Raw genomic sequence first — 24,512 nt, forward strand, 5'->3', positions numbered from 1 at the left:
CGGACTGGTGCGTCGTCCCAGGAAAGGGCCATCATGACCATGACGCAACGGCCAAGGGGAGGGCAGTAGCAGTGGCGCGACCGATCTGGAGCGGTGCCATCAACTTCGGGTTGGTGACCATTCCCGTCGAGCTGTACAGCGCGACGGAAGACCACACCATCAGCTTCCGCCAGTTCGAGCGGGGGACGTCGGACCGGATCCGGTACAAGCGCGTCAACGAGCGCACCGGCAAGGAGGTCGCGTTCTCCGACATCGTCAAGGGCGCCGACGTCGGCGGCGGCGAGTACGTGATCATCGAGCCGGAGGAGCTGGACCAGATCGCGCCCGGCCGCTCCCGCACGATCGACATCAACTCGTTCGTGGACCTGGAGGAGATCGACCCGATCCACTTCCAGAAGACCTACTGGCTCGCGCCGGCCAAGGAGGAGTACGGCAGGTCGTACTCGCTGCTGCTGCAGGCCATGGAGAAGACGAACCGGGCGGGGATCGCGTCGTTCGTCATGCGCGGCAAGGAGTACCTGACGGCCGTGCGGGCCGGGGACGGGCTGCTCGTGCTCAACACCCTGCTGTTCCCGGAGGACATCCGCGACCCGGCGAAGGAGCTGAAGAGCCTGCCGGAGATCACGTCGGCGCGCGGCAAGGAACTCGACATGGCGGTGAGCCTGATCGAGTCCATGTCGGACGAGTGGCGGCCCGAGGAGTACCACGACACGTACACCGAACAGGTCGAGAAGCTCATCGAGTCCAAGCGCGAGGGCCAGGAGATCGTCGCCGCGGAGGAGCCGTCGGAGCCGACGAAGGTCGTCGACCTGTTCGAGGCGCTGTCGCGGAGCGTCGAGAGCCGCAAGAAGGGCCGTTCGGCGTCCGCGCCCAAGGCGTCCGACCTCGACGACATGAGCAAGGCCGACCTGGACAAGCTCGCGAAGGAACTGGACATCAAGGGCCGTTCCAAGATGAACCGGGACGAACTGGCCAAGGCGGTCGCGGAAGCGCAGAAGACGGCCGCCGCCGCGTCGTGAAGGTGTGTCGGTCCTTGGCTCGTGCCCGCGCGTGGCTAGCCTCGGAGAGGTGACTTGTTTCGACTGCGGAGACCGGGTCGAGCACTGCCACGGCACCCTCGTCCGGCACACCAGGGACGTCGCGGAGTGCACCGAGCCCGACTGCACGGTGCCTGAACTGGCCTGCCACACACTGGTCGTCGACTGCGTGGAACTGTCCTGCGCGTGGTGCAGGCCGACCACCACCCGCCAAGCCGCCTGACCCCACCCCCCGCGAGTCCCCCGCCCAAGCCTCGCGAGTCTCCCGCCCAGGCCTCGCGAGTCTCCCGTTCAGGACGCGCGAGTCTCCCGTTCGGGATGCGCGAGTCGGCGGTTCGCGACCATCGGTGGTCGACCTGAACCGCCGACTCGGCGGTCCCGAACGGGAGACTCGCGCGTTCCCAACGGGAGACTCGCGGGTTCCGGGAGGGGGACTCGCGGGGTTTGGGAGGGGGGCTCGCGGGTCAGGGGCGCTTGTAGAACGGGAGTTTGACCACGGAGACCGGCATTGCCTTGCCGCGGATGTCGACGGTCAGCTCGGTGCCCGGTTCGGTCAGGGACGGCGGCACGTACGCCATCGCGATCGGGTGGCCCAGTGTCGGGGACAGGGCACCGCTGGTCACCGTGCCCACCTGGTCGTCGCCGTTCATCACCGGGTAGCCGTGGCGGGCGGCGCGGCGGCCCTCGCCGACCAGGCCCACCAGCACCTGCTCCACCGCGTCACCGGCGTCGCGGCGGCGTTCCAGGGCGGCGCGGCCGACGAAGTCCGCGGGCTTGTCGAACTTCACCACCCTGCCGAGGCCGGCGTCGAACGGGGTCATGTCCGCGGTCAGCTCGTTGCCGTACAGCGGCATGCCCGCCTCCAGCCGCAGCGTGTCGCGGCACGCGAGGCCCGCCGGGAGGAGACCGTGGCCCTCCCCCGCCGCCGACAGCGTCTCCCACACGTCCGCCGCGTGCGCGGCCTCCGCGTACACCTCGAAGCCGTCCTCCCCCGTGTAGCCGGTGCGGGCCAGCAGGACGTCGTGGCCGCCGATCCGGGTCGGCGCCGAGCCGTAGTAGGGCAGGGCGTCGAGGTCCGCGTCGCACACCGCGCCGATGATCGACACCGCGTTCGGGCCCTGGACCGCGATCAGCGCGCAGTCGGTGGACCGGTCGGTCACCTCGACCGTGAAGCCCTCGGCGCGCGACCGCAGCTCGGCGAACACCACCGCGGCGTTCGACGCGTTCGCCACCACCATGTAGTGGTCCTCGCCGATGCGGTACACGACGAGGTCGTCGAGCACGCCGCCCTCGCCGTCGCAGATCATCGTGTACCTCGCGCGGCCCGGCTTGACCGCGGAGAGCTTGCCGACCAGCGCGTAGTCGAGCGCCCGCGCCGCTTCCGGGCCGGTCAGCTCGATCTCCCCCATGTGCGACAGGTCGAACAGGCCCGCGGCCTCCCGCACGGCCTTGTGCTCGGCCAGCTCGCTGCCGTACCGGAGCGGCATCGACCAGCCAGCGAAGTCGGTGAACGACGCACCGAGCTTGGAATGCACCTCGTGCAGCGGCGACAGTGTGCTCATGACCCCGATCCTGCCTGCTGGGACGCCCGCCCGGAACAACGGGGGTGTCCGGCGTGCCGCACCGCTCGCCGCCGGTCTCGCCTACGCCGCGTTCGGCGCTGGTTTCGCGAGCCACAGCACGGGTGCGCTCGTCGCCGTGCTGGTCCCGGCAACGGCTGTCCTGGTCGCCGTGCTGGTGCTGAACCGTCCGAGGGATCCGGCGGCGAGACCACGGCGCGACCACGTGCCGTGGCTGGTGTGGGTGGTGGCGTTCGGCGTCTGGGAGCTGGCCGCCCTGTTCGCGGGCGACCTGACGATCAGCCTGATGATGGACCCGGTGCTGGCGATCTACCCGCTGCGGGTCGCGGGCTGGGCGCTCTGGCTGTGGGGCGGCTGGCTCCTGGTGCGGCGATGATCTTCGGGATCGGGTTCGTCCTGCTCGGCCTCGCCGGTCTCATTGTGCAACTGACAAAGCCGGGACTGGCGGCCGAACTGTGCTCGATGCTGGTGGCCACCCGGGCCGGCCGGGTCCTGACGGTGCTCGTCTGGGGCTGGCTCGGGTGGCACTTCCTCGCGCGCTGACTACGGGAACAGCGTCATGTCCGGGTCGGTGGCGATGGCGACCAGCTGGTCGAGGCTGAGCGGCGGCGCGGTCGCCGTCGCTGGCGTGCTGAACTTGCTCGACGTGGCGACGTTCTCCGCCTGGACCAGGATCACGGTGCCGTCCGGGCGGACGACCTCGACCCGGTGCATGACGACACCGCCCTCGAACCCCACCGTCTGCTTGACGATCTCCGCGCCGCCCGGGCCGGTCTCCCCCGCGCAGAACGTCTGGCCGGGCAGCCCGTTCAGCGCGCAGGACATCTCCTGGTCGGGATGGAGGTCGGCGCCGACGAGCATCAGGAGGTTGCCGTCGCCGTCCGGCGCCGTCGTGGTGGCGGTGGACTCGAACTCGCCCTCCCTGTCGCAGATGGGCACGTCGCCCTCCCCCGCGGTGACGGTCTGGTAGAACTCCAGCGGCCCGCGTGGCGTGCCCTGCGGGTACTCGACGTTGGGCGCGAGCTGGAGGTCCGGGCGCTGCGCCAGGACCGCGTCCGTCGCCGCCTGGCGGAGCCGGTCCGCCGCCTCGGCCGCCGTCTCCAGGTCGTCGTCCGCGCACCGCGGCGGCGGCACCTCGTCGCCCCCTGCGGGGATCTCCACGAGGTCGGTGGACGCCCCGGACGTCCCCGTCGGGGGCGGCGGCGCCGTCCTCGACGAGGGTGGCGCCGACGAGGTCGTGGTCGTCGGCGGCGCCGTGCCGACCGTCGCGCCGCCGTCGCCGTCCCGGGTCATCGTGTACGCGACCGCGCCGGTCAGCAGCACCACCGCCACCCCGGCCGCGACCGCCGGGTTCGCCACCCGGCGAAGCCTGGCCGCGCGGCGGCCGCGGGCGATGGCCGCGTCCACGTCGACCGTGGACGGCGGCACCTCCCCGATCGCGTCGTCGAAGACTCGCTTGTCCATTCCGCACCTCTCCGCTAGTCGGCCTGCGCTGTCTTGGTGCGCAACGTGTCGAGCCCCCGCGCGGTCTGGCTCTTCACGGTGCCCACCGAGCACCCGAGGATCTCGGCGGTCTCCTCCACCGAGAGATCGCAGTAGAGGCGCAACACCACCGCGGCTCTGCGCCTGGGCGGCAGCCCGTCGAGCAGGTCGAGCAGCTGGGCCCGGCTGACCACCGCGAACTCCGCGGGCGCCGGCAGCTCGGGCAGCTCCGCCACGGACTGCTCGCGGCGCCACGGCCTGCGCTTCTCGTCCAGCCAGGTGCGCAGCAGCGCCTTGCGGACGTACGCGTCGATGCCGGGGGTCCCGCCGACCCTCGGCCAGTGCCGGTACAGCTTGCTGATGGTGATCGACACGAGGTCGTCCGCGGTGTGCCAGTCCCGGCAGAGGAGGTACGCGGTGCGCCGCATGGTCTCCATCCGAGCTACCACGTACTCGCGGTACGCGTTCTCCTCGGCGCGTTTCACCCCGGTGACCTCCTGTGTTGTGCCTCTACAACATCAGGAACGCACCCCGTGCCGGGCGAGGTTGCCTCAGTCGAGACGAAATCCGAAGGGGAGTTCCAACCGGTGCGCGGCCAGCAGGTCGGCGTCGGCGAGCAGGTCGCGAGTGGGGCCGTCGGCGACCACGACGCCGTCGTCGACGAGGACGCTGCGCGGGCACAGCTGCAGCGCGTAGGGCAGGTCGTGGGTGACCATCAGCATGGTGCGGCCGAGCGACAGCAGCACCTCGGCCAGCTCGCGGCGCGCCACCGGCTCGAGGTTCGCCGACGGCTCGTCGAGCACGAGGATCTCCGGGTCGCACGCCAGCACGGTCGCGAGCGCGACGCGGCGGCGCTGCCCGCCCGACAGGTGCAGCGGCGACCGGTCGATGTGCGCGGTCATGCCGACCGCGTCCAGCGCCTGGTGCACGCGCGCGTCCAGCTCGGCGCCGGTCAGCCCGAAGTTGGCGGGCCCGAACGCGACGTCCTCGCCGACGGTCTGCATGAACAGCTGGTCGTCGGGGTCCTGGAACACGATGCCGACGCGGCGCCGGATCTCGTGCAGGTTGGCCTTCGCCACGGGCAGCCCGGCGACCTCGATGGTCCCCGCGCCCGCGGTCAGCACGCCGTTGAGGTGCAGCACCAGCGTGGTCTTGCCGGCGCCGTTGGGGCCGAGCACGGCCACCCGCTCCCCCGGCTCGACGCGCAGGTCGATGCCGTAGAGGGCCTGGTGCCCGTCGGGGTAGGCGAACGCGAGGCCCTTGACCAGCAGCGCGGGTGTCACGGCAGCCATACTGCCGTGCCCAGCACCGCGGCCGTGACCAGCACCGGGGTGAGGCCCGCGAGCCAGGTCGCGGGGCGGGCGGGCCTGCCACGGTCGGGCATGGCGCCGGTCCAGCCGCGGGACACCATCGCGAGGTGCACCCGTTCGCCGCGTTCGTAGCTGCGGATGAACAGCGCGCCGATGCCGCGTGCGGTGGCGCCGACCTGCCACAGGAAGCGCGGGTCGTGGCCGCGGGAGATCCTGGCGAGCCGCATCCGCCGCGCCTCGGCGGCGATGACCTCCAGGTAGCGCAGCATCAGCGTGGCGATCGTGGTCAGGACGGCCGGGGTGCGCAGCCGCTGCAGGCCGACGATCAGCTCGCGGGGTGTGGTCGTCGCGGCGAGCGTCAGCGAGGTGAGGACGCCGAGCGTGCCCTTGGCGAGGATGTTCCACCCGGCGAGCGCGCCGGCCGCGCCGCCGAACACGGGCATGAGCAGCGCGATCACCACGAACGGCACCTCGATCACAGCCCGTTTCACGAAGTGCGACACGGGCACCCGCGCGATCACCCACACGGTGACGATCAGCGCGAGGTACAGCCCGAACGCCCAGTACTGCTCGCGGGGTGTCGCGACGACCCCGATGACCGTGAGCAGGGCGGCCACGATCTTGACCTGCGCCGGGAGCCGGTGGACGGGCGAGTCACCGGGGTGGTGCAGGACGTGCGTGCCCGCGTGACCGCCGCTCATGCGTCCCGGCTGTCGTCCTGCTTCGCCGGGCGGCGGCGCAGCACCCAGAACAGGCCCCCGGCGACGACCAGGGTGCCCGCCACGCCCAGGACGCCGGCCACGCCGGTGAACCGGTCGTCACCGCCGACCGCGTAGTCGGCCAGCGGGCTGCCTGCCAGGTCGTGGTCCTTCGCGTTCTTGGCGATGCAGTCGCCGGTCAGCTCCTCGCCCGCGTCGGTCTCGACGACCTCGCAGCCCTTGAGCGTCGCCGAGTCCAGCCCGTCGGGGTCGGCGTCGGCGAAGTAGGAGAACACCCCGGCGAACACGAGTGCCACGAGCGCGAACGCCGCGAAGAACACCCACGTCCTCTTCGTGGTCGCCCCGGTCATGCCGCGCTCCTGATCTCGAGTGGCTTGGCCGTGCCGCGCAGCAGGTGCACCAGGTCGGGCCGGGTGGCGGCGACGGCGGTGACGGTCAGTGCGGTGATGACGCCCTCGCCGACGCCGATCAGCGCGTGCAGCCCGACCATCGTGGCGGTGACCCCGCCGAGCGAGAACGCGGCGTCGCCGCCGATGGCGAACTCGAGCACGAACCCGAGCGAGGCGACCACCGTGTTGACGAACGCGGCGAGGAACGCGACCGCGGCCAGGCCCGTCTTGCCGCGGGTGGCGAACCGCCGCAGCGCGACCGCGACCAGGTAGCCCGCCGCGGTGCCGATGACCGCCATGTTCGTGATGTTCGCGCCCAGCGCGGTCAGCCCGCCGTCGGCGAACACGAGCGCCTGCACGACCAGCACGATGCCGACGCACAGCGCGCCCACGTACGGCCCGGCGAGGATGGCCGCGAGCGCGCCACCGAGCAGGTGGCCGCTCACCCCCGGCAGAACCGGGAAGTTGAGCATCTGGGTGGCGAACACGAAGGCGGCGACGAGGCCGGCCATCGGCGCGGTGCGGTCGTCGAGGTCACGGCGAGCGCCGACCATGGCGACGGCCATGCCGGCCACCGCCACGCCGCCGAAGATCAGCGAGGTCGGGGCGTTGATCAGGCCGTCGCTCATGTGCATGGCTACGGTTGCGGACACGACCTCAGCGTAGTTACCACTCAGCGGTAATCACCAGGTTTTTGCAACAAGCGTGCGGGCCTAGGCTGGTGCCATGTCCTCGCCCCGGTCGGTCGCCGTCCCGCCCGATGCTCGGCTGCGACCCCTGCTGACCAGGTACTACGTGCGCTTCCGCCAGCACGCCGAGGCCGGCGCGGACTGGCTGGCGCCGCCGTCGACCGCGGTGACTGTGATCATCAACATGGGTGATGCGTTCGGCGGCCTCCCCCGGGCGTTCGTCGCGGGGCCCTCCGACGCCTGCGACGTGGTGTCGATGACCGGCGAGATCGACTGCGTCGAGCTGAAGCTCACGCCGCTCGGCGCGTACCGCCTGTTCGGGGTGCCGGTGTCCGAGCTGACCAACGCGGTCGTCGACCTCGCCGAGCTGGCCGACCTGCGTGCCGGCCGGCTGGACGAGGACCTCCTGCGGCTCGCCGACGCGGGCCCGGCGCCTGCGGGCGAGGTCGCGTGGGTGTGGCGGCGGCTGCACGCCGCGCACGGGAACCTGCCGATCTCGGCGCTCGCCACCGAGGTGGGCTGGAGCAGGCGGCACCTGGTCGACCGGTTCCGCGCGCAGACCGGGCTGGCGCCGAAGACCCTCGCGCGGGTCCTGCGGTTCGAGGAGCTGCTGCGCCGCCTGCCCGGCACCGGACTCGCCGAGGCCGCCGCCGCGTGCGGGTACTACGACCAGGCGCACATGAACCGCGACTTCCGCGAGTTCGCGGGCACGACACCCGGCGCCTGGCTCGCCCGGTTCCCTTCCGTCCAATACCCGTGGGTGCGCGCGACCTAGCGTCGCGGGCATGAGCATCCACGCCGCCGTCAACTACCCCGACCCCAACGCCGCCGTCGACTGGCTGTGCACGGCGTTCGGGTTCACCGCCGAGGAGGTCTTCCACGACGACGCGGGCGTCGTCCAGCACGCCGTGCTGTCGCTGGGGTCCGGGAAGGACGCTGGGAAGGTCATGGTCAGCGGGCCCCGCGAGCCCGGCTGGCTCGGGAGCACGGCCGCGGCGCCGCTGGCCTCCCCCATCAGCCTGTACGCCGTCGTCGACGACCCGGTGGCGCACCGCGACCGGGCGGCCGCCGCGGGCGCGGAGATCGTGCGCGAACCGGAGCACATGGACTACGGCTCGCACGAGTACTCCGCCCGCGACCTCGCCGGGAACCTGTGGTCGTTCGGCACCTACCGGCCATGAGGCGCGCTGACCCACAGCCACGCCCGCTGCACCGACTCCTTCATCGCGAGGTCCACCAGCCGCACCCGGTCCGCGGTGACCGGCAGGTAGCCCGGTGCCAGGAACCGGCCGTCCGCCATGCCCAGGACCAGCACGACCAGGTCGGCGTCGAGGTTGGTGGCGGCGACGCGGCGCAGCGGCTCGCTGTCCACGAGCCTGCTGATGTTGATCACGAGCGGCCCGGCCTGGCTGTTGCCGCCCGCGGGACCGGACCCGACGACCATGCGCAACCGGATCCGGTCCCCGTGCACGGCGTTGTCGGCGGCGAGCCGGTCGGCCGCGGACCGCAACACCGTGGGCAGGAGCATCGTGGGGTCGCCGCGGGCGGGCAGGCAGACGACCGTGCCGTCGCCTGCCCCGCTGTCGTGGTCGACCTCGTCCACGGCGTCGCCCAGGTCCGTGACCACCTGCGTCAGCAGCGCCCGCAGGCGATCCCGCAGGCGCTGCTGTGCCTGTTCGGTGCGCTGTCCGTAGCTGACGACGTCCACCGCGAACCCGAGCCGGTCGGTCCGGACCCGCCGCCCCCTCGCCGGCGGGTACGGCGACGCCGTGGGCTCAACGGGTTCCCTCGGCATGTTTTCGACCGTAGCGGGGATTGATTTCGCGGCAGGGAAACGGTCCGGTTTTGTCAAAGATATGTCCGGCGACAATTTGTGGACACTTCGCCGGTGGACTTGACAATCCACGTGCTGTAACCATGTTCAGGTGAGGGCGGAGAGCACGTACGACGAACTGCTGGAAATACCGCGCGGCCGCGGGATGCTGGCGAACGACGTCGCGGAGCGGATCGGGCCGGGGTTGCGGGTCGCGTGCGGCGTGACCCCGGACGACTCGCCCGCGGTCGTCCGGCGCAAGGTCGGCGACCGGCTGACCGAACTGTGCGGCAGACTGCCCACTGACCTGCGGATATCCGTTCTGGCGGCGCTCGCGCTGCACCCGGAGGCCGACCACCAGTTCATGCAGGACCGGATGGGGTGGGCCGCCCGGCAGATCAACCGCGACCACCCGAGGGCGGCCGTGCGGCGGATGAAGGTCGGGTTCGGGATCATCGCCGAGCAGCTCGACGACCTCGTCGACGACCCGAGCATCAACCAGGGCTGGCACACCGGCTCGCTGCGCGCGTTGCTCCGAATGGACGTCGACCCGCCGCAGGTGCTCGAGGAGCGGACCATCGTGGCGACCGCCGACGGGCTGGAGGAGGTCGAGCTGCGGTTCTCGGCCCACGGCAAGGCCGACCAGGACCACGCCACCCCGATCACGGCCAGCGTCATGTACGGCGGGGAGATCACCCGCACCGACAGCGTCGTGCCGAGCCACCGCACGTTCGCGCTGCGGCTGCCCGTCCCGCTGCGGGCGGGCGAGCAGCACGAGTACGGCGTCCGGTTCAACGCACGGCCGCGCGCGGTCATGCCGCCCTTCTACGTGCTGACGCCGCTGCAGCCGTGTGCGAAGTTCAGCCTCCGTGTCCGGTTCGGCGCCGACGTGCCCAAGCAGATCTGGCGGGTCGACGGCATCCCGCCGCGCACCATCGACGACTTCGCGCCCGACGACGCGCTGGTGGCCGCCGACCGGTTCGGTGAGGTGGCGCTCGAGTTCTCGCGACTGCACCAGGGGCTGAGCTACGGCGTGCGGTGGGCGGCGCTGTGACGCCGGGTGAGCTGGTTCCCGAGACGTTCCTGAGCTACCTCAGCCCCGACGACCACGCCTACCTGCTCGGCAGGGGCGAGACACGCAGGCGGCCCGCCGACACCGTGCTGATGCACGAGGGCGACCCCACCAACCACGTGCTGGTGCTGCTGTCGGGCTGGGTGCGGGTGTACCGGACCACACCGGACGGTCAGGTCGTGCTGCTCGCGTTGCGCGGGCCGGGCGACGTGATCGGGGACATCGCGGCGCTGCTGGACTTCCCGCGCACCGCGACCGTGGATTCCATGCAGGACACCGCGTTCGTGCAGTACCGCAACGACGAGTTCCTCGCGTGCGTGCACGAGCGGCCGGCGCTGGGTCTCGCGCTGGTGAAGCAGATGGCGGTGCGGCTGCGCGACTCCGACGCGGCGCGGTACGACTTCGCGGCGATGGACGTCGCGCAGCGGGTCGCGGCGTACCTGGTGTACCTCGCGGACATGCACGGCACCATGACCGACCGCGGCGTCGAGGTGCGGATGCCGTTGACACAGCAGGACATCGCGAACCGCGTCGGTGGTTCGCTGCGGGCCGTCGCCCGTGCCGTGGCGACGTTCCGGGAGCGCGGGATCCTGATCACCGGCCGGCGCGCGTTCGTGCTGACCGACCCCGGCGTGTTGCGGTCGTTCACCGGCAACATGCCAAATGGCACATAGCGAAGGTGCCATCGGTCGTCGAAGAAGTTTCACGCAGAGCGCACGCTACTCCTTGCCCGGCGGAAAAGGAAATGCCGGGGCGGGGAGGCTGACATGAGATACATCTGCACGGTTTCCGCGGCATTGCGGTTGGGATTCTGGATGTTCCTGGCCGGGGTCGTGTGCGGACTCTTCATCGGCCTCCACGCCTGACGCGAGGAAAAAGGAGGCCTGCGATGGAAAGCCATTTCCTGCTGATCCTGCTGTGAGGGGGCCGGTGGTGCGGGCTGCCGACGACTGGGGGTCGCCGGCGGCCCGCTGAGGCCGATGCCCTGGAAGACGCTTTCCGGACGCCCGAAAGCGTCTTCCGGGGCGTCACGTCGTCACACGAACGCGTTGATGCCGGTGAGCTTGCGGCCGATCAGGAGCTTCTGCACCTGGCTCGTGCCTTCGTAGAGGGTCATCACGCGGGCGTCGCGGAGGATCTTGGCGACCGGGTACTCGTCGAGGTAGCCGTAGCCGCCGTACACCTGGATCGCGAGGTTCGCGGCCGAGACGGCGTTCTCGCTCGCGTACAGCTTCGCCATGGAGGCCTCGGTGTTGAACGGGAGTCCTCGGTCGACGAGGTCGGCCACCCGCCACACCAGCAGGCGCGCCGCGTCGGTGCCGACGGCCATGTCCGCGAGCATCTGCTGGACCAGCTGGAACGAGGCGATCGGCTTGCCGAACTGGTGCCGCTCCCCCGCGTACCGCACCGAGGCCTCGAGTGCCGCCCGCGCGAGACCGACGCACCCGGCGGCGACCGACATGCGCCCCTTGTCCAGGGCCGCCATCGCGATCTTGAAGCCCTGGCCGGGTTCGCCGAGCACGGCGTCGTCGCCGACCCGGACGCCGTCGAGGACGAGCTCGCCGGTCGACTGGCCGCGCAGGCCGAGCTTGCCCTTGATCTCGCGGTGCGTGAACCCGTCGGCGGCGGTGGGCACCAGGAACGCGGTCACGCCGCGCGGCCCGGGCTCCCCGGTGCGGGCGAAGATCAGCGCCACGTCGGCCCAGGTGCCGTTGGTGATGAACATCTTCGAGCCGGACAGCACCCACCCGTCGCCGTCGCGGACGGCCTTGGTGGCGAGGTTGCCCGCGTCCGAGCCGGTGTCGGGTTCGGTCAGCCCGAAGCAGGCGAGCGACTCGCCCGCGCACAGGCGGGTGAGCCACCGCTTCTTCTGCTCGTCGGTGCCGTAGGTGCTGATCGTCTTGCCGACCAGCCCGAGCGAGACGGACACGATGCCGCGGATGGCCGAGTCGCCGCGGCCGAGTTCCTCCATCATCAGGCAGTACGACAGGTGGTTCCCGCCGGAGCCGCCGTACTCCTCGGGGATGGTCAGCCCCAGGAAGCCGACGCCGGCGAGCTTGCCGACGATCGCCCGGTCGACCTGCTCGGCCCGGTCCCAGTCGCGGACGTGGGGCACGACCTCGCGGTCGACGAAGTCCCGCGCGAGCTCCCGCAGCGCGGCCTGCTCTTCGGTGAGCGACAAGTCCATGACCTGCACCTTACGGTCATCGGGGCCGCGTCGGCTGCCCTGCCCGGAAAGACCGTTTGCACCGCCCAACCCCCCTGTGCGGCGCGCACTGTCACGCAGCGCGCCCGGCCGCGCCCACCTCCGTGTCCGACGCAACGCGCGCGAACATCACACGTCCTCCCACGAAAGCCCCATTGGGAGGGAGCCCGAAAATGTTGCGAAGAACCGGATCACTGGTTTCCCTGCTGGCATTGTTGATCACCCTGCTGCCCGCGACGACCGCCACGGCGGCCCCGTATTGCGGTATCACGTGGGGATCACTCACGAAGTCGGCCCCGATGACGGGAACCGGCACCCTGACGAACATCAGAGCAGGCCGCCACGACTGCTACGACCGCCTCGTTTTCGACGTGACCGGTGACGTCCGCGGCTACCACGTGTCCTATGTGAACACGATGTACGAGGACCCCACCGGCCGCGTGATCCCGTTGCGCGGCGGCGCGAAGCTGTCGGTGACGGTCCACGGCCCGGCGTACGACCTCGCGGGCCGGCCGACCTACCGGTACGCGAACCGCAACGAGCTGGTGAACGTGAGCGGGTACCGCACGTTCCGGCAGGTCGCGTTCGCGGGCTCGTTCGAGGGGCTGACCACGGTCGGCCTCGGCGTGCGGGCACGGCTGCCGTTCCGCGTGTTCACGTTGCCGGGCAAGGTGGTCGTCGACGTGGCCCACCTGTGGTGAGTTCTCGACCCGGCCCGCGCGCCCCGGCACGCGGGCCACTCACCCCGGCGCCGCGAAAGGCGCGTTCAGGACACGCCGGATGTCCTCGACGCGCCTTTCAGGACACGCGCCGTTCAGCTCACCCCGGCGCCGTGCGCGGCGACCCAGCGTTCCATCGAGTACTCGACCATCGTGATCAGGGTGTTCTTCACCGAGTCGCGGTCGCGGGCGTCGCAGCGGACGATGGGGACCGTGTCGGGGATGGCGAGGGCGTCGCGGACCTCGTCGATGCCGTGGGTCTGTTTGCCGTCGAAGCAGTTGAGGCCCACCACGTACGGCAGCCCGCGGTCCTCGAAGAAGTCGATCGGGGAGAACGAGTCCGCGAGGCGGCGGGTGTCGGTGAGCACGACGGCCCCGATGGCGCCGCGCACCAGGTCGTCCCACATGAACCAGAACCGTTCCTGGCCGGGGGTGCCGAACAGGTACAGGACGAGGTCCTTGTCCAGCGACACGCGGCCGAAGTCCATGGCGACCGTGGTGGTCTGCTTGCGCGGCACGGCATCGAGGTTGTCGACGCCGACGCTCGCCTCGGTCATGACCGCCTCGGTGGTCAGCGGCATGATCTCCGACACCGAGCCGACGAACGTGGTCTTGCCCGCGCCGAAGCCGCCACCGACGACGATCTTCACCGATGTGAGCGACGGGGCGTCAAAGCCGACGGAGTCCACTCAAAACCCTTTCCATCAACATGAGATGTGCTTTGTTCGCGCCACCGGTGGCGGTCTTGTGCACGATCACGAGTCCGAGCCCGGCCATGTCGCCGAGCAGCACCTTCGCCACGCCGAGTGGCACGGCCAGCAGCGTGGCGACCTCGGCGACCGACCTCGGCTCCGCGCACAGCTCCGCGACACTCCGGTGCTCGGTCTGCGTCAGGGCCTCGATGTTCTCGCCGTGTTCGCTCGTGGACACCATCGTCTCGATGCGGAGATCCACTGTGGACTTGGTGCGGCCTCTGGTCCACGCGTAGGGCCGCACCATCTGCGCGTCCGCGACGAGGTCCTCGTCGGTGACCGGGTAGATCGCCGGGGTCACCACCGGCGCGGAGGACGGGATGGTCCACGACCACGCGGCGCGGTCCACGATCTCCTGCCCGGACGGGTCGCCCGGCGGCGGTGGCTGGGCCACCTGCTCGACGCCCCTCTTCTTCCGCTTGCGCTTCCCGCCCCCGAGCGTCAGCCCGTTGAGGACGTCGGCGAAGCCGTCGTCGGTGCCGTCGGTGCTCACGCCGGCAGCCCAACCATCCTCCCGGCGGCCCCCTGGAGCTGCGCCCGGAGCTCAGGCGTCAGAATCTGGCCGACCCGGTCGACGAGCAGCGTCATCTCGTACGCGACCTGCCCGATGTCGCACAGCGGCGACGCGAGCACGGCCAGGGACGACCCGTCGCTGATCGCCATCAGCAACATGATCCCGCCGTCCATCTCGACGATGGTCTCCTTGACGCCACCCGCCTCGAAGCAGCGGGCCGCGCCCTGGGTGAGGGACACGAGGCCGGACGCGACGGCGGCCAGCTGGTCCGCGCGGTCGATCGGCAGCCGGGCGGAAGAGGTGAGCAGCATCCCGTCCGCGGACACCACGACGGCGTGCGCGACACCCGGGACCCGCTCGGCGAAGTCGTTGACCAACCATCCGAACTGACTCGGCTGGGTCTGCGGCGAAGTCATTCACTCTCCTGTTGCTGCTTGTGGTCGAAACCGGTCGCGGAACCGCGGTCGGCGAGGCTCCTGCGGCCGCGGGTCAGTCCCTTCTGGAGGCCGGCGAGCCGCCCCCGTGTCTCCTCGGCACGGCCGGCGCGGGGCGGTCCGCCCCCGTTGCCGTTGCCGTTGTGGCCGACGCTGCCCGGCACGAGGTTCTGCCGGGGGCTGCGCCGGGGCAGGCCGCCGGACGTGAAGTCCACCGGGGTGGCCGTGGACACCTGGTTCGCGGCCTGCCAGCCGATGTCGGCGGCGAACCGCCAGCCGGCGCCGGACAGGTCGAGCCGTGCGGTGTCCGTGCCGGACACCGGCGGGCCGGCCGGTCGTTGCGGACGGGGCGGGATCACCGGGGCGGCGTTCGGGGAGGGGGGTTCGTCGCCGCCCCGGTGATCCCGCGCCCTGCGGACGCCCTGCCGGTAGTCGCTCAACCGGCTGCGAACGTCGTCCGCGTCGCGCCCGTGCCGAGGCGGTCCGCCCGCCGCGCCGGGAGCGGCGCTGCCGGGGACCAGGTTCTGCCTCGGACTGCGGCGCGGCAGCCCACCCGAGGTGAAGTCGGACGGCACGGCCTTCGACGCGGCACGGGCGGCGTCGTGGCCGGAGTCGGCGGCGAAGTTCCACGCACCGCTCTGCTGATCGTCCTTGCTCGGTGGCTGAGGCCTCATGGCGGCGGCGGTGGCGTCGTCCACCGCCGGGTCGGACACCGCGCGGAACCAGGCCGACACCATCTCGTCGAAGATCGGGGTGGTCTCCTCGATCGCCGACCGGTCGGCCGGGGTGCCCGCGGTCCACCACCCGGCGCCGTTCTTCTGCTCCTTGCCGGGCGCGGAGAACAGCCCGGCGCCGTCGGCCTGGCGGGCGGGGGGCTCGAACGGGCCGCGCGGGCGGGCGATGTCCTTCTGGCCCGGTGCGTTCCCGCGCGGGCCGGGCACCTTCCCGCCCGGCGAGCGGCGCGGCAGCGGCGTGTGACCGTCGGCCTGCTCGTCCGGTGTGGACGCCGCGGGCTGCTCGTCGGCCGCCGGGTCGGGCTCCTCCTGGGGAGCGGGCTTGGGCAGCGGCGCGGGCTTGAGCCGGTTGACGCCGTTGGTGTGCCCGTTCGCGTGGCCGTTGGTCCCGTTGACGTGGCTCCCGTTGGTCCCGTTGACACCGTTGACACCATTGACACCGTTGACGTGCGTGCCGTTGGAGCCGTTGCCGTGCGAGCGCTCCCCCGCCAGCGAGAACGGCGCGAGCAGGCTGGTGCCGTTCGCCGGGGACTTCTCGCGCCGCGGCTCCGCGGGGGTCTCGGCGGGCACGATCACGTCCGCGGGCACGGTGACGGTGGCCCGCACGCCCTTGACGTCGGCGCCGCCGTTCAGCCGGACCTCGATGCCGTGCCGCCCGGCGAGGCGGCCGATGACGAACAGGCCCATGCGCCGCGAGGTGGCCACGTCGATCAGGCCGGAGTCGGCGAGCTTCGCGTTCGCCTCGTCCAGTTCGGCCTGGCTCATGCCGATGCCCTCGTCGAGCACCGCGATGCAGACCGAGCCGTCCTCGAAGGAGTGGCTCGCGATGGTCACCTGCGTGTCCGGCGCGGAGAACGCGGTCGCGTTGTCGAGCAGCTCCGCCACCAGGCGCACCAGGTCGCCCACGGCGTACCCGACCACCTGCACCGACGGCGGCGGCAGCAGCACGACCCGCTGGTACTGCTCGATCTCCGAGACCGACGCGCGCAGCAGGTCGGCCAGGTTCGTCGGCCGCTGCGCGCGCCTGCCGCCCTCGCTGCCCGACAGCACCATGAGGTTCTCGTTGTTGCGGCGCATGCGGGTGGCGAGGTGGTCGAGCTGGAACAGCGTGGCGAGCTGGTCGGCGTCCTCCTCGTCGCGCTCCAGCCGCTCCAGCAGCTGCAGCTGGCGCTGCACCAGCCCCTGGCTGCGGCGCGACAGGTTCACGAACACCGACGAGTAGGTGGCGCGCAGGCCGGCCTGCTCGGTGGCGAGCTTGACCGCCTGGCGCTGCACGGCGTCGAACGCGCGGGCCACCTGCCCGACCTCGTCCATCGACGTCACCGGCACGGGCGGCAGCTCGATGTCGCCCGCGTGCTCGCCGCGGTCGCGGATGCGGACGACCGCGGCGGGCAGCGCGCGCTCCGCCACGTCGAGCGCGCCGTTGCGCAGCGCGTTGAGCGAGCCGAGCAGGTGGCGGCCGACCACGACCATCACGCCGATCGCGACGACCAGCGCCACGAGCAGGATGACCGCGGCGAGGCCGGCGCCGTCGCTCGCCTCGTCCTGCAGCGCGGCGGACCGGTCGCTGAGGTCCGCGGCGAGCACGGCGGCGACGTCGCCGATCCGCTTGGCGGTGAGCGTCGAGCCCTCGTGCCAGGCGGCGGCGGTGGTCGGGATCGGCGCGCCGGGCCGGTTGCCGGTCACGGCGGCGACCACGTTGTTGCGGCCCGCGATGCCGGTGCCGGCGACGGTGGTGTCGTACAGCTCGGCGCGGTCCTCGCCGGCGAGCGAGTAGAAGTCGGCGAGCCGGTCGGCCTGCCTGCCGACGGACGCGGTGAGCGCCTCGATCTCGGGGCTGGTGAGGCTGCCCCGCGCGATGCCGACCGCGATCACGGCCTGCTGGTAGGCGACCTCCTCCTTGATCTCCTCGAGGTCGTAGAGGGCGGAGGCGGTCGAGGCCAGCGTCGGGTCGATGGCCTCCGACGCCATCGTCCGGTCGAAGCGCAGCAGCGCGTCGACGACGGCGGAGTAGCGGGTGACCGCGTTGGCCGCGTCGAAGCCGGGCTTCGCGACCTGCGCGCGGATGTTCCCCAGTTCGCCGAGCCAGCGCTCGACGTCGGCGTAGCGGGCGGCGGCGGCCTCGTGGTCGAGCGTGACGCGGCCCGCGGCGCGCAGGAACGCGGCCTGCGCGGTGTCGGTGGCCCGCCGCTCGCCTGCCATCCGGGCCACGATGTCCTTGGCGCGCGCGGCGAGCAGCACGCTCGCCGCCCCGCGTTCGCCCTGCAGTGCCCCGACCAGTCCGCGCAGCTCTTCGTTGACCACGACCATGCGGTCGACGCGGCGGTAGGAGCTCGCCTTGTCCACCTGGTCGGAGATCTGCATCGTGCCGAGCACGATCGCGAAGACGACCGGTACGAGCGTGACGGCCGCGAGCTTGACGGGGATGTTCCAGTCCCGCCAGTTCGCGAGCACGCTCACCAGCGCCGACCACCGGGACGTGGGCTCCACGCTTTGTGACGCAGCTTTCAAGACAGCGCCTCATTTCAGAATGAGGAGACGACAATTCCAGTCGAGCGCACCGCGCGGCTCGAGTCGGGGTGCCGCCGCGGCGAGAACTGAGCATCGATCGTACCTCAGCCACCCGATCTCGAAAGCCCTCGAAAAGACGGCTCATGACCTGCGAAAACCGGTCGCAAAGCGATCAAATAAGGGTCCGCTGACCTCGCGCGGACGGTTTCGGATCATGCCGCTTCTACTGTGTGTCTGAACAGGACTGACTTAATACCCCGATCGGGTTACGTTGCCCCGGAGCCGGCGGGCGGCGCCGTCGGCGACGATCATGGCGGCACCCTCGAAAGGGGTGCAGATGCACGTGCAGTGACCCTGAGCAACGCTGCCAGCAGCACAAACAGGCCGTGGCCGCGCTTCACCCGGACGCGTGATGCGCTGGTGAGAGGGTCATCCTGCGGTGCTGTGCACCGGGCACAACCGGCGTGCGCGATCACGATCCGTCACCTCGATCCTGCGGTGTGCAACTTTCGCAACGCAACGTCACGCGCAGATTCACCGAGAGGTGTGAACGCCTGGACACAGCTCGCCCGGTAGTGTCTACTTCGGTCACGCGAGAGGTGATGCGTTTATCGAGAACGCCCCCGTTCGGGAGCGATTAGGAGTTCATCCGCGTCGTGGTTACTATGGCGCCCGCCGGTTCTCCAACGGCTTCGTCTCCACATTGAAATCAGGTCGCGCACAATTGCCCGCGACCACTTCAACGGAGGAACACATGACCCAGGTGGTGCACACCCCGATAACGGCGCGCGCCCCGGAACAAACCGGCGTGAGCTTCGGCGGAATCACCGGACACCCCAGTACTCCCCCGGTCCCCACCGGTGCCCCGGACTTCGCCGCGATCCACGACAGCCCGCAGTTCGCGGCGCTGCGCCGCCGCTTCCGGCGCTTCGTGTTCCCCATGGCGGCCCTGTTCTTCTGCTGGTACCTCACCTACGTGCTGCTGGCCGCGTACGCGCACGGGTTCATGAGCCACCGCCTGTTCGGGCTGGTGACGGTCGGCCTGGTGCTCGGCCTGCTGCAGTTCGCGTCGACGATCGCCATCACCACCGCCTACGTGCGGTTCGCGCGGCGGAACCTCGACCCCGCGATCGACCGGTTGCGTGCCGACGTGGGGGTTGCCGACCGATGATCTCCGCACAGTCCGGCCAGGTCGGCAGCCCGCTGCTGAACCTGGCCGTGTTCGCAGGCTTCGTCGCGATCACGCTGTACGTCGTGTACCGCGCGAGCCACCGCAACACGTCCACAGCGGACTACTACGCGGCGGGCAGCGCGTTCACCGGTTCGCAGAACGGCGTCGCCATCACCGGCGACTACCTGTCGGCGGCGTCGTTCCTCGGCATCGCGGGCGCGATCGCCGTGCACGGCTACGACGGCTTCCTGTACTCGATCGGCTTCCTCGTCGCGTGGCTGGTGGCGTTGCTGCTGGTCGCGGAGCTGGTCCGCAACACGGGCCGGTTCACGATGGGTGACGTGCTGGCGTACCGGATGCGCCAGCGCCCGGTCCGCGCCGCGGCCGCGACGTCGACGCTCGTGATCTCGTTCTTCTACATGCTCGCGCAGATGGCGGGCGCGGGCGGTCTCGTCGCGCTGCTGCTCGACGTGCACGGCAAGGGCGGCCAGGCGCTCGTGATCTGCGTCGTGGGCCTGGTCATGATCTTCTACGTGCTCGTCGGCGGCATGAAGGGCACCACGTGGGTGCAGATCATCAAGGCGACGCTGCTCGTGCTGTGCGTCGTGCTGATGACCGTGTTCCTGCTCGGCAAGTTCGGGTTCAGCATCTCGGCGCTGCTCGAGGACGCCGCGGACCACAACGCCAACGGCCAGGGTGTGCTCGAGCCGGGCGCCCAGTACGGCAAGACGGCGATCACCCAGCTGGACTTCGTGTCGCTGTCGCTGTCGCTGATCCTGGGCGCGGCGGCCCTCCCCCACGTGCTGATGCGGTTCTACACGGTGCCGAACGCGAAGCAGGCGCGGCGGTCCGTGGTGTGGGCCATCGGCTGCATGGCCGTGTTCTACCTGGCCACCCTCGTGATCGGCTACGGCGCGTCCGCGCTCGTCGGCTCCGACCGCATCCTCGCGTCGACGGGCAAGGAGAACTCGGCGGCACCGCTGCTGGCGTTCGAGGTCGGCGGCACCCTGCTGCTGGGCATCGTCGCGGCGGTCGCGTTCGCGACCATCCTCGCCGTGGTCGCGGGCCTCACCCTGACCGCGTCGGCGTCCTTCGCCCACGACGTGTACGCGAACATCTTCCGCGGCGGCAAGGCGGAGCCGAGGTCGGAGGTCAAGGTGGCCCGCCTGACCGCGGTCGTGGTCGGCGTGCTCGCCATGATCGGCGGCATCCTCGCGAACGGCCAGAACGTGGCGTTCCTGGTGGCGCTGGCGTTCGCCTTCGCCGCGTCGGCGAACCTGTCGACGCTGCTGTACTCCCTGTTCTGGAAGCGGTTCAACACCACCGGGACGCTGTGGGGCATGTACAGCGGGCTGGGTTCGTGCCTGCTCCTGGTGTTCTTCTCGCCGGTCGTGTCCGGTGCCGAGACGTCCATCTTCTCCGGCGTGGACTTCCACCTGTTCCCGCTGACCAACCCGGGCATCGTGTCGATCCCGATCTCCTTCCTGGCGGGCTACCTCGGCACGATCCTGTCGAAGGAGCAGGCCGACCCGGCACTGCAGAAGGAGATGGCGGTCCGCTCGCTGACCGGCATCCGCCCGTGAGTGAGTGCCCTGGCAGCGGCCCGCGCCCCGCTGCCAGGGCATTCCGCTGTTCGGGATGGTCACCGGGCTGATCGCGTCCTGGTTCGTCCGCGTGGTCGAAGGTTCGAACGCCGACGAGACGGCCCGCGAGCCGGCGGCGTTGCGGGCGCTCGGCCGCCGCACTTCCGGTGGGAGTGGCGAATCGTTCACTGACGAACGCCCGCGCGTGGGGTAGAAACGTCAGTGTGCGTGACCCACTCGCGGGCCTGGCCGACGTGCCGTGGCGGCAGCTGAACCATGCCGACGGCGACGCGGTGGACGTGCCCGACCGGCTGCGGATGCTGCGCTCCGAACACCTCGCCACCCGTTCCGGTGCGCTGGCCTGGCTCACCAAGGTGCCCGGCTCGACGGCGGGCGCCGCGGTGGTGGAGTTCCTCGTCGCGCTGATCGACGACGCGTCGACGCCGGACCGGGAGTCGCTGGTCAGCCTGTTGCACGACATCGCGCTGCAGGACATCGACCTGCCGCTGCCCGACGACTTCGAGCCCGGGGACGCGTTCACCGCGGCGAGCAAGCACGTCGACTCCTACGTCGCCTGGCTGGCCGATCCGCTGGTCGCGGCCCAGGCGGCGGAGCTGCTCGCGTACTTCCCCGTCACGCAGGACGTCGTCGACGCGCTGCTGGCGTCCGCGGCGCCCGCCAGCGCCAACCTCACCCTGGGGTACGTCACCGGGTTCCCGGAGATCGACGCCCACCTGACCGCGGCCCTGGAGTCCACGGCACGGGACGTGCGCATGACCGCCGCCATCGCGCTCGCGTTCCGCATGGGGCCCGACCTGCCGGAGCACGCGCTGGACCTGCTCGTCGACGAAGCCCCGCCACCGGCGCCCCCTGGCTGGGACCGCTCGATGCGGGGCTTCGTCACGCTGGCGCTGCGCCGGGTCGGGCTCTAGCTCACGTAGAAACCACCCGAGTTGCGGCCGAACGCTGCCGTGACCGGGAACCTGCGGGTGCCGTCCCACCAGTGGTACACCACGCGGTAGCTGCCGTTGGCCGCGCGGAAGACGTCCATGCCGCCCGGGCCCCGGTGGTTGCCGGGCATCCCGCGGTACGGGTTGAGCCCCGCGTCGCCGGTGAACCCGAAGTACGGCCGCTCGACACCGTTCTGGAGCGGCGTGCACCGCGCGCCGGGGATCGGGGCGGTGCCGCACCTGGCGATGCCGGTCGAGTACCGCGCGCTGTCCCAGTTGTTGCCCGAGTACGCGAGATACCAGTAGCCGTCGGCCGCCTTGAACATCGACGGGTTCTCGACCACGTGGGTGCCGCCGCTGGTCTTCTTCGTGTCCCACGTGATGTCGGTGCTCTTCAGCGCGTCCCGCCGCGTCGACCAGACCGCCCAGCCGTTGCCGTCGGTCCGCACCACGGAAATCCCGGTCTCGGCGCCGGACGTGATCGCGTCGTCCCGGTAGGCCACGTACATGCTGCTGCCCGCGACGAACGGGTTCGCGTCGATCGCCCAGCGGCCACCGGCCGGGCACGCCCACTCCGCCGCGCCCGTGAACGGGCCGCGGGCGCTGCCGGACACCGCCCGCCCGATGCACTTCTGCCCGGTGCCGCGCTTGGACGCCGTGTAGTACAGGAAGAACCGGTCACCGAAGCGCACCACGCCCGGCGCCCAGATGTTGCCCTCGGCCCACGCGCCCGGCCCGTTCGGCATCGCGTCGCCCGAGGCGCAGTCGGTGATGCCGACGGTGCTGCCCGAGCCGTGCACCAGCACCGGCACGAACAACTTGCCCGTCGCGCCGCAGCGCTTGCCGGTGCCCGCGCCGACGGTCGTGCCGTAGGTGACGTACCGGCCGTCCTTGGCGAGCACGGTGTCCGGGTCGGCCAGCGGGAACGGCGACTCGTTGGCGGCGTGCGCGACGCCCGCCGTCGCGCACGTGGCGACGACGGCGACCGCGAGCAGGCGCGCGAGGTGTTTGATCATGGCGGTTCCCTTCAGCTCAGCCGCAGCTTCGCCTGGTAGGCCCAGTGGTCGGACGCGACGTGCAGGTGGTCGTGCGGGTACCAGTGGTTGATGCCCGCCTGCCGGACGTCGACGGCGGCGGTGCCGATGATCCAGTCGATCCGGCGGCCGGTGTCGTGCAGCGCGGTGCTCCAGCCGTTCGTCGTGTTCCACTGCTGGGTGAGCCGCTGCGCGGCGGTGATCCACGAGTCGTGGGTGCCGCCGTCGACCATCTTGGCGTGCACCGGGGAGCCCGGTTCGGCGTTGAAGTCGCCGGTGACCACGACGGGGACGCCGAACCCGGGGATCTTGTCCTTGATGAACGCGGCGCTCTTGTTCCGCGACTCCGACGACTGGTGGTCCAGGTGCGTGTTGACGTGCACGAAGTCCCGGCCGGTGCGCCGGTCGTGGAAACGCAGCCAGACCATCATCCTGGGCTGCTCGTTGCCCCAGCCCTTCGAGCCGGCGACGTTGGGGGTGTCGGAGAACCACCAGTGGCCGTGGTCGTCCAGCCGGAGCCGGTCGCTGTCGTAGACGACGCCGTTGCTCGGTCCGGTGTCGTCGGCGTAGACGCCGCGGCGGACCGCGCGGTACCGGTCGCCGAACCGGGCCCGGATCTTGTCCATCAGCTGGACGATCTGCCAGACGTGGGCCTCCTGCGTGCCCATGATCGTCGGTTGTTCCTTGTGGAAGAGCCAGTCGACGTGGTCGATCCGGTGGCTCCACGCGCGCCAGTCCTGGTCGACCGGCACCCGCAGGTTGTAGGTCATGACGTTCATGTGGTCGCCGTCGCCGATCGGGCCGATCAGCGGCAGGTCGAGCTGAGCCGCGGCCTCCGGCGCGACGAGGGCCTGACCGCCGAGGGCCGCGGCGGTCACCCCCACCGCGCCGAGGAAGGTCCTGCGGTTGATCCGGTTGGTCATCCGACCTCCTGACGGTTACGCGAACACGCATCCGAGAGTCGGTCAGAAAATATGTGACAAGGCTGGTCGAGATGACACAACCGGCCAAATGCGGCCGTACGGCCTATCCGGTGACGCCGCCTGACGCGGCGTGATCACCTAGATGGCTTCGCCCGCGCGGACCTTCCGCGTCACCGTGCGCTCGGCGAAGAACGAGCCGATCGGCACGACGCCGGACAGCATCACGAGGATCGTGCCCTTGAGCGACCAGCGGGCCTTGAGCGCGAGGTCGACGATCGTCACCAGGTAGACGATGTAGAGGAAGCCGTGCGCCGGCCCGATGATCGCCGAGTACACCGGCTCCTTGAACACGTAGCGCATGATCATCGCGAAGCAGAGCGCGAGCAGGCCGACACCCACGATGTAGGCGAACACGCGGAACCGGGCGAGCGCTCCCTTGACGCCAGCGTCGCCGACGGCCTGGGCGGGGTTCTCCTCGTCGGTGACGGGGGACTCGGCGGTCATCGCGTCTCCTGCTCGTGTCGCGCGTTGAGCTGGGCGAGGTAGGCGTTGTACGCGGCCAGCTCGGGATCGTCCTCGGCGTCCCGCACCGCAGTCTGCCGGACCGGCGTTTTGTCCGGTTCAGGAGGGGGTGCGGGTTGTGACGGGGCTTGCTCCTCCGACGAGGCCCGCGCCTTCAGCGTGCGCATCCGCCAGAACATGAACGCGGGGAACACCCCGAACAGCGGCCAGAGCAGGGCGTAGCCGAAGTTCTGCCAGTCGCCACCCGCCTCGAGGAAGCGGCTCCACTGCCACCAGGCCAGCCCGAGGCACCCGACGAAGGCCACCACGCAGAGGAGAACGATCCCTGCGCGGCGCGCCAGCGTTCCGCCATTCACACCAACGACGGT

General features: G+C 71.0%; 30 protein-coding genes. 13 read left to right on the top strand and 17 right to left on the bottom strand.

Annotated elements, in window-relative coordinates:
* Positions 1–71 precede the first annotated feature (71 nt).
* Positions 72–1,019 carry a non-homologous end joining protein Ku gene (gene ku / locus ACYQ77_RS23415; RefSeq protein ID WP_459714721.1) on the top strand — a complete coding sequence of 316 codons (948 nt, stop codon included), beginning with the start codon at positions 72–74 and terminating at the stop codon, positions 1,017–1,019.
* 49 nt (positions 1,020–1,068) lie between these two features.
* Positions 1,069–1,260, top strand: coding sequence for a hypothetical protein (locus ACYQ77_RS23420; protein WP_459714724.1), 192 nt, complete (start codon positions 1,069–1,071; stop codon positions 1,258–1,260).
* Between the two features lie 241 nt (positions 1,261–1,501).
* On the opposite strand, the gene gcvT is transcribed toward ACYQ77_RS23420, so the two are convergent.
* The gene (gene gcvT, locus ACYQ77_RS23425) at positions 1,502–2,599 is read right to left on the bottom strand and encodes a glycine cleavage system aminomethyltransferase GcvT (protein ID WP_459714726.1); all 1,098 of its coding nucleotides are present in this window, start codon (positions 2,597–2,599) and stop codon (positions 1,502–1,504) included.
* Between gcvT and ACYQ77_RS23430 the strand changes: the two genes are divergently transcribed.
* Positions 2,598–2,993, top strand: a complete 396-nt coding sequence (locus tag ACYQ77_RS23430; protein ID WP_459714729.1) for a hypothetical protein — start codon at positions 2,598–2,600, stop codon at positions 2,991–2,993. The two genes, gcvT and ACYQ77_RS23430, sit on opposite strands and share 2 nt — an antisense overlap.
* Complete coding sequence (locus ACYQ77_RS23435; protein ID WP_459714731.1) at positions 2,990–3,160, top strand: DUF6186 family protein; 171 nt, start codon at positions 2,990–2,992, stop codon at positions 3,158–3,160. The genes ACYQ77_RS23430 and ACYQ77_RS23435 overlap by 4 nt, the downstream gene beginning before the upstream one ends.
* Here ACYQ77_RS23435 and ACYQ77_RS23440 read toward each other — a convergent pair whose 3' ends face one another.
* The 6 genes from ACYQ77_RS23440 to ACYQ77_RS23465 all read right to left on the bottom strand — a co-directional run bounded on the left by ACYQ77_RS23440 (position 3,161) and on the right by ACYQ77_RS23465 (position 7,170).
* A complete protein-coding gene (locus ACYQ77_RS23440; protein WP_459714734.1) occupies positions 3,161–4,081 on the bottom strand; it encodes a hypothetical protein in 921 nt (306 codons plus the stop codon).
* Positions 4,082–4,095: 14 nt separating this feature from the next.
* On the bottom strand, positions 4,096–4,584 hold the full coding sequence (locus tag ACYQ77_RS23445) for a SigE family RNA polymerase sigma factor (RefSeq protein WP_459714737.1): 489 nt from the start codon (positions 4,582–4,584) through the stop codon (positions 4,096–4,098).
* A gap of 66 nt (positions 4,585–4,650) precedes the next feature.
* Positions 4,651–5,391, bottom strand: coding sequence for an energy-coupling factor ABC transporter ATP-binding protein (locus ACYQ77_RS23450; protein ID WP_459714740.1), 741 nt, complete (start codon positions 5,389–5,391; stop codon positions 4,651–4,653).
* A complete protein-coding gene (cbiQ, locus tag ACYQ77_RS23455) occupies positions 5,379–6,110 on the bottom strand; it encodes a cobalt ECF transporter T component CbiQ (RefSeq protein ID WP_459714742.1) in 732 nt (243 codons plus the stop codon). The genes ACYQ77_RS23450 and cbiQ overlap by 13 nt, the downstream gene beginning before the upstream one ends.
* Complete coding sequence (locus tag ACYQ77_RS23460; RefSeq protein WP_459714744.1) at positions 6,107–6,478, bottom strand: PDGLE domain-containing protein; 372 nt, start codon at positions 6,476–6,478, stop codon at positions 6,107–6,109. Before ACYQ77_RS23460 ends, cbiQ begins: the two co-directional genes overlap by 4 nt.
* A complete protein-coding gene (locus ACYQ77_RS23465; RefSeq protein ID WP_459714746.1) occupies positions 6,475–7,170 on the bottom strand; it encodes an energy-coupling factor ABC transporter permease in 696 nt (231 codons plus the stop codon). The genes ACYQ77_RS23460 and ACYQ77_RS23465 overlap by 4 nt, the downstream gene beginning before the upstream one ends.
* A 73-nt stretch (positions 7,171–7,243) precedes the next feature.
* On the opposite strand from ACYQ77_RS23465, the gene ACYQ77_RS23470 reads away from it, so the two are divergent.
* Entirely contained in the window at positions 7,244–7,981 is a 738-nt protein-coding gene (locus tag ACYQ77_RS23470) for an AraC family transcriptional regulator (protein WP_459714748.1), read from the top strand.
* 10 nt (positions 7,982–7,991) lie between these two features.
* Positions 7,992–8,387 carry a VOC family protein gene (locus tag ACYQ77_RS23475; protein WP_459714750.1) on the top strand — a complete coding sequence of 132 codons (396 nt, stop codon included), beginning with the start codon at positions 7,992–7,994 and terminating at the stop codon, positions 8,385–8,387.
* Here the strand turns inward: ACYQ77_RS23475 and ACYQ77_RS23480 are convergent.
* Positions 8,375–9,001: a hypothetical protein gene (locus ACYQ77_RS23480; RefSeq protein WP_459714753.1), complete on the bottom strand. Its 627-nt coding sequence runs from the start codon at positions 8,999–9,001 to the stop codon at positions 8,375–8,377. The two genes, ACYQ77_RS23475 and ACYQ77_RS23480, sit on opposite strands and share 13 nt — an antisense overlap.
* A gap of 130 nt (positions 9,002–9,131) precedes the next feature.
* Here ACYQ77_RS23480 and ACYQ77_RS23485 point away from each other — a divergent pair, with 130 nt between their 5' ends.
* Both ACYQ77_RS23485 and ACYQ77_RS23490 read left to right on the top strand, forming a co-directional pair.
* Positions 9,132–10,073: a hypothetical protein gene (locus ACYQ77_RS23485; protein WP_459714755.1), complete on the top strand. Its 942-nt coding sequence runs from the start codon at positions 9,132–9,134 to the stop codon at positions 10,071–10,073.
* Positions 10,070–10,765, top strand: a complete 696-nt coding sequence (locus ACYQ77_RS23490) for a Crp/Fnr family transcriptional regulator (protein ID WP_459714757.1) — start codon at positions 10,070–10,072, stop codon at positions 10,763–10,765. The genes ACYQ77_RS23485 and ACYQ77_RS23490 overlap by 4 nt, the downstream gene beginning before the upstream one ends.
* Before the next feature lie 362 nt (positions 10,766–11,127).
* Here the strand turns inward: ACYQ77_RS23490 and ACYQ77_RS23495 are convergent, their stop codons facing one another.
* Positions 11,128–12,279 carry an acyl-CoA dehydrogenase family protein gene (locus ACYQ77_RS23495; protein WP_459714759.1) on the bottom strand — a complete coding sequence of 384 codons (1,152 nt, stop codon included), beginning with the start codon at positions 12,277–12,279 and terminating at the stop codon, positions 11,128–11,130.
* Between the two features lie 317 nt (positions 12,280–12,596).
* Between ACYQ77_RS23495 and ACYQ77_RS23500 the strand changes: the two genes are divergently transcribed.
* A complete protein-coding gene (locus ACYQ77_RS23500) occupies positions 12,597–12,998 on the top strand; it encodes an AMIN-like domain-containing (lipo)protein (RefSeq protein ID WP_459714761.1) in 402 nt (133 codons plus the stop codon).
* Positions 12,999–13,111: 113 nt separating this feature from the next.
* Here ACYQ77_RS23500 and ACYQ77_RS23505 read toward each other — a convergent pair whose 3' ends face one another.
* The 4 genes from ACYQ77_RS23505 to ACYQ77_RS23520 are packed head-to-tail and all read right to left on the bottom strand — an operon-like array spanning position 13,112 to position 17,940.
* Entirely contained in the window at positions 13,112–13,705 is a 594-nt protein-coding gene (locus ACYQ77_RS23505) for a GTP-binding protein (protein WP_459714763.1), read from the bottom strand.
* The gene (locus ACYQ77_RS23510; protein WP_459714764.1) at positions 13,686–14,261 is read right to left on the bottom strand and encodes a DUF742 domain-containing protein; all 576 of its coding nucleotides are present in this window, start codon (positions 14,259–14,261) and stop codon (positions 13,686–13,688) included. Before ACYQ77_RS23510 ends, ACYQ77_RS23505 begins: the two co-directional genes overlap by 20 nt.
* Positions 14,258–14,698, bottom strand: a complete 441-nt coding sequence (locus ACYQ77_RS23515; protein ID WP_459714766.1) for a roadblock/LC7 domain-containing protein — start codon at positions 14,696–14,698, stop codon at positions 14,258–14,260. The genes ACYQ77_RS23510 and ACYQ77_RS23515 overlap by 4 nt, the downstream gene beginning before the upstream one ends.
* Positions 14,695–17,940, bottom strand: a complete 3,246-nt coding sequence (locus tag ACYQ77_RS23520) for a nitrate- and nitrite sensing domain-containing protein (RefSeq protein ID WP_459714768.1) — start codon at positions 17,938–17,940, stop codon at positions 14,695–14,697. Before ACYQ77_RS23520 ends, ACYQ77_RS23515 begins: the two co-directional genes overlap by 4 nt.
* A gap of 775 nt (positions 17,941–18,715) precedes the next feature.
* Between ACYQ77_RS23520 and ACYQ77_RS23525 the strand changes: the two genes are divergently transcribed.
* From ACYQ77_RS23525 to ACYQ77_RS23540, 4 genes are read left to right on the top strand one after another with little or no spacing between them, the layout of a single operon-like run.
* Complete coding sequence (locus ACYQ77_RS23525) at positions 18,716–19,132, top strand: DUF485 domain-containing protein (RefSeq protein ID WP_459714770.1); 417 nt, start codon at positions 18,716–18,718, stop codon at positions 19,130–19,132.
* On the top strand, positions 19,129–20,715 hold the full coding sequence (locus ACYQ77_RS23530) for a solute symporter family protein (protein ID WP_459714772.1): 1,587 nt from the start codon (positions 19,129–19,131) through the stop codon (positions 20,713–20,715). The genes ACYQ77_RS23525 and ACYQ77_RS23530 overlap by 4 nt, the downstream gene beginning before the upstream one ends.
* 55 nt (positions 20,716–20,770) lie before the next feature.
* Positions 20,771–20,929, top strand: a complete 159-nt coding sequence (locus ACYQ77_RS23535; RefSeq protein WP_459714775.1) for a hypothetical protein — start codon at positions 20,771–20,773, stop codon at positions 20,927–20,929.
* A gap of 10 nt (positions 20,930–20,939) precedes the next feature.
* On the top strand, positions 20,940–21,647 hold the full coding sequence (locus ACYQ77_RS23540) for a hypothetical protein (RefSeq protein WP_459714777.1): 708 nt from the start codon (positions 20,940–20,942) through the stop codon (positions 21,645–21,647).
* Here ACYQ77_RS23540 and ACYQ77_RS23545 read toward each other — a convergent pair.
* The 4 genes from ACYQ77_RS23545 to ACYQ77_RS23560 all read right to left on the bottom strand — a co-directional run bounded on the left by ACYQ77_RS23545 (position 21,644) and on the right by ACYQ77_RS23560 (position 24,500).
* Positions 21,644–22,681, bottom strand: coding sequence for a family 43 glycosylhydrolase (locus ACYQ77_RS23545; protein ID WP_459714780.1), 1,038 nt, complete (start codon positions 22,679–22,681; stop codon positions 21,644–21,646). The two genes, ACYQ77_RS23540 and ACYQ77_RS23545, sit on opposite strands and share 4 nt — an antisense overlap.
* Before the next feature lie 11 nt (positions 22,682–22,692).
* The gene (locus ACYQ77_RS23550; RefSeq protein ID WP_459714782.1) at positions 22,693–23,622 is read right to left on the bottom strand and encodes an endonuclease/exonuclease/phosphatase family protein; all 930 of its coding nucleotides are present in this window, start codon (positions 23,620–23,622) and stop codon (positions 22,693–22,695) included.
* Positions 23,623–23,760: 138 nt separating this feature from the next.
* Positions 23,761–24,126 (bottom strand): DUF3817 domain-containing protein, encoded by a 366-nt coding sequence (locus ACYQ77_RS23555; protein WP_459714784.1) that lies wholly within the window; start codon positions 24,124–24,126, stop codon positions 23,761–23,763.
* Positions 24,123–24,500, bottom strand: a complete 378-nt coding sequence (locus ACYQ77_RS23560; RefSeq protein ID WP_459714787.1) for a hypothetical protein — start codon at positions 24,498–24,500, stop codon at positions 24,123–24,125. Before ACYQ77_RS23560 ends, ACYQ77_RS23555 begins: the two co-directional genes overlap by 4 nt.
* Positions 24,501–24,512 lie beyond the last annotated feature (12 nt).

Source organism: Actinophytocola sp. KF-1 (assembly GCF_054661535.1).

Excerpts from the sequence above, each read along its gene's own strand:
- ACYQ77_RS23430 (WP_459714729.1), top strand. The coding sequence starts at position 2,598 with ATGACCCCGATCCTGCCTGCTGGGACGCCCGCCCGGAACAACGGGGGT.
- gcvT (WP_459714726.1), bottom strand. The coding sequence starts at position 2,599 with ATGAGCACACTGTCGCCGCTGCACGAGGTGCATTCCAAGCTCGGTGCG.
- ACYQ77_RS23435 (WP_459714731.1), top strand. The coding sequence starts at position 2,990 with ATGATCTTCGGGATCGGGTTCGTCCTGCTCGGCCTCGCCGGTCTCATT.
- ACYQ77_RS23440 (WP_459714734.1), bottom strand. The coding sequence starts at position 4,081 with ATGGACAAGCGAGTCTTCGACGACGCGATCGGGGAGGTGCCGCCGTCC.
- ACYQ77_RS23450 (WP_459714740.1), bottom strand. The coding sequence starts at position 5,391 with ATGGCTGCCGTGACACCCGCGCTGCTGGTCAAGGGCCTCGCGTTCGCC.
- cbiQ (WP_459714742.1), bottom strand. The coding sequence starts at position 6,110 with ATGAGCGGCGGTCACGCGGGCACGCACGTCCTGCACCACCCCGGTGAC.
- ACYQ77_RS23460 (WP_459714744.1), bottom strand. The coding sequence starts at position 6,478 with ATGACCGGGGCGACCACGAAGAGGACGTGGGTGTTCTTCGCGGCGTTC.
- ACYQ77_RS23470 (WP_459714748.1), top strand. The coding sequence starts at position 7,244 with ATGTCCTCGCCCCGGTCGGTCGCCGTCCCGCCCGATGCTCGGCTGCGA.
- ACYQ77_RS23475 (WP_459714750.1), top strand. The coding sequence starts at position 7,992 with ATGAGCATCCACGCCGCCGTCAACTACCCCGACCCCAACGCCGCCGTC.
- ACYQ77_RS23480 (WP_459714753.1), bottom strand. The coding sequence starts at position 9,001 with ATGCCGAGGGAACCCGTTGAGCCCACGGCGTCGCCGTACCCGCCGGCG.
- ACYQ77_RS23495 (WP_459714759.1), bottom strand. The coding sequence starts at position 12,279 with ATGGACTTGTCGCTCACCGAAGAGCAGGCCGCGCTGCGGGAGCTCGCG.
- ACYQ77_RS23500 (WP_459714761.1), top strand. The coding sequence starts at position 12,597 with ATGACGGGAACCGGCACCCTGACGAACATCAGAGCAGGCCGCCACGAC.
- ACYQ77_RS23515 (WP_459714766.1), bottom strand. The coding sequence starts at position 14,698 with ATGACTTCGCCGCAGACCCAGCCGAGTCAGTTCGGATGGTTGGTCAAC.
- ACYQ77_RS23525 (WP_459714770.1), top strand. The coding sequence starts at position 18,716 with ATGACCCAGGTGGTGCACACCCCGATAACGGCGCGCGCCCCGGAACAA.
- ACYQ77_RS23530 (WP_459714772.1), top strand. The coding sequence starts at position 19,129 with ATGATCTCCGCACAGTCCGGCCAGGTCGGCAGCCCGCTGCTGAACCTG.
- ACYQ77_RS23535 (WP_459714775.1), top strand. The coding sequence starts at position 20,771 with ATGGTCACCGGGCTGATCGCGTCCTGGTTCGTCCGCGTGGTCGAAGGT.
- ACYQ77_RS23545 (WP_459714780.1), bottom strand. The coding sequence starts at position 22,681 with ATGATCAAACACCTCGCGCGCCTGCTCGCGGTCGCCGTCGTCGCCACG.
- ACYQ77_RS23550 (WP_459714782.1), bottom strand. The coding sequence starts at position 23,622 with ATGACCAACCGGATCAACCGCAGGACCTTCCTCGGCGCGGTGGGGGTG.
- ACYQ77_RS23555 (WP_459714784.1), bottom strand. The coding sequence starts at position 24,126 with ATGACCGCCGAGTCCCCCGTCACCGACGAGGAGAACCCCGCCCAGGCC.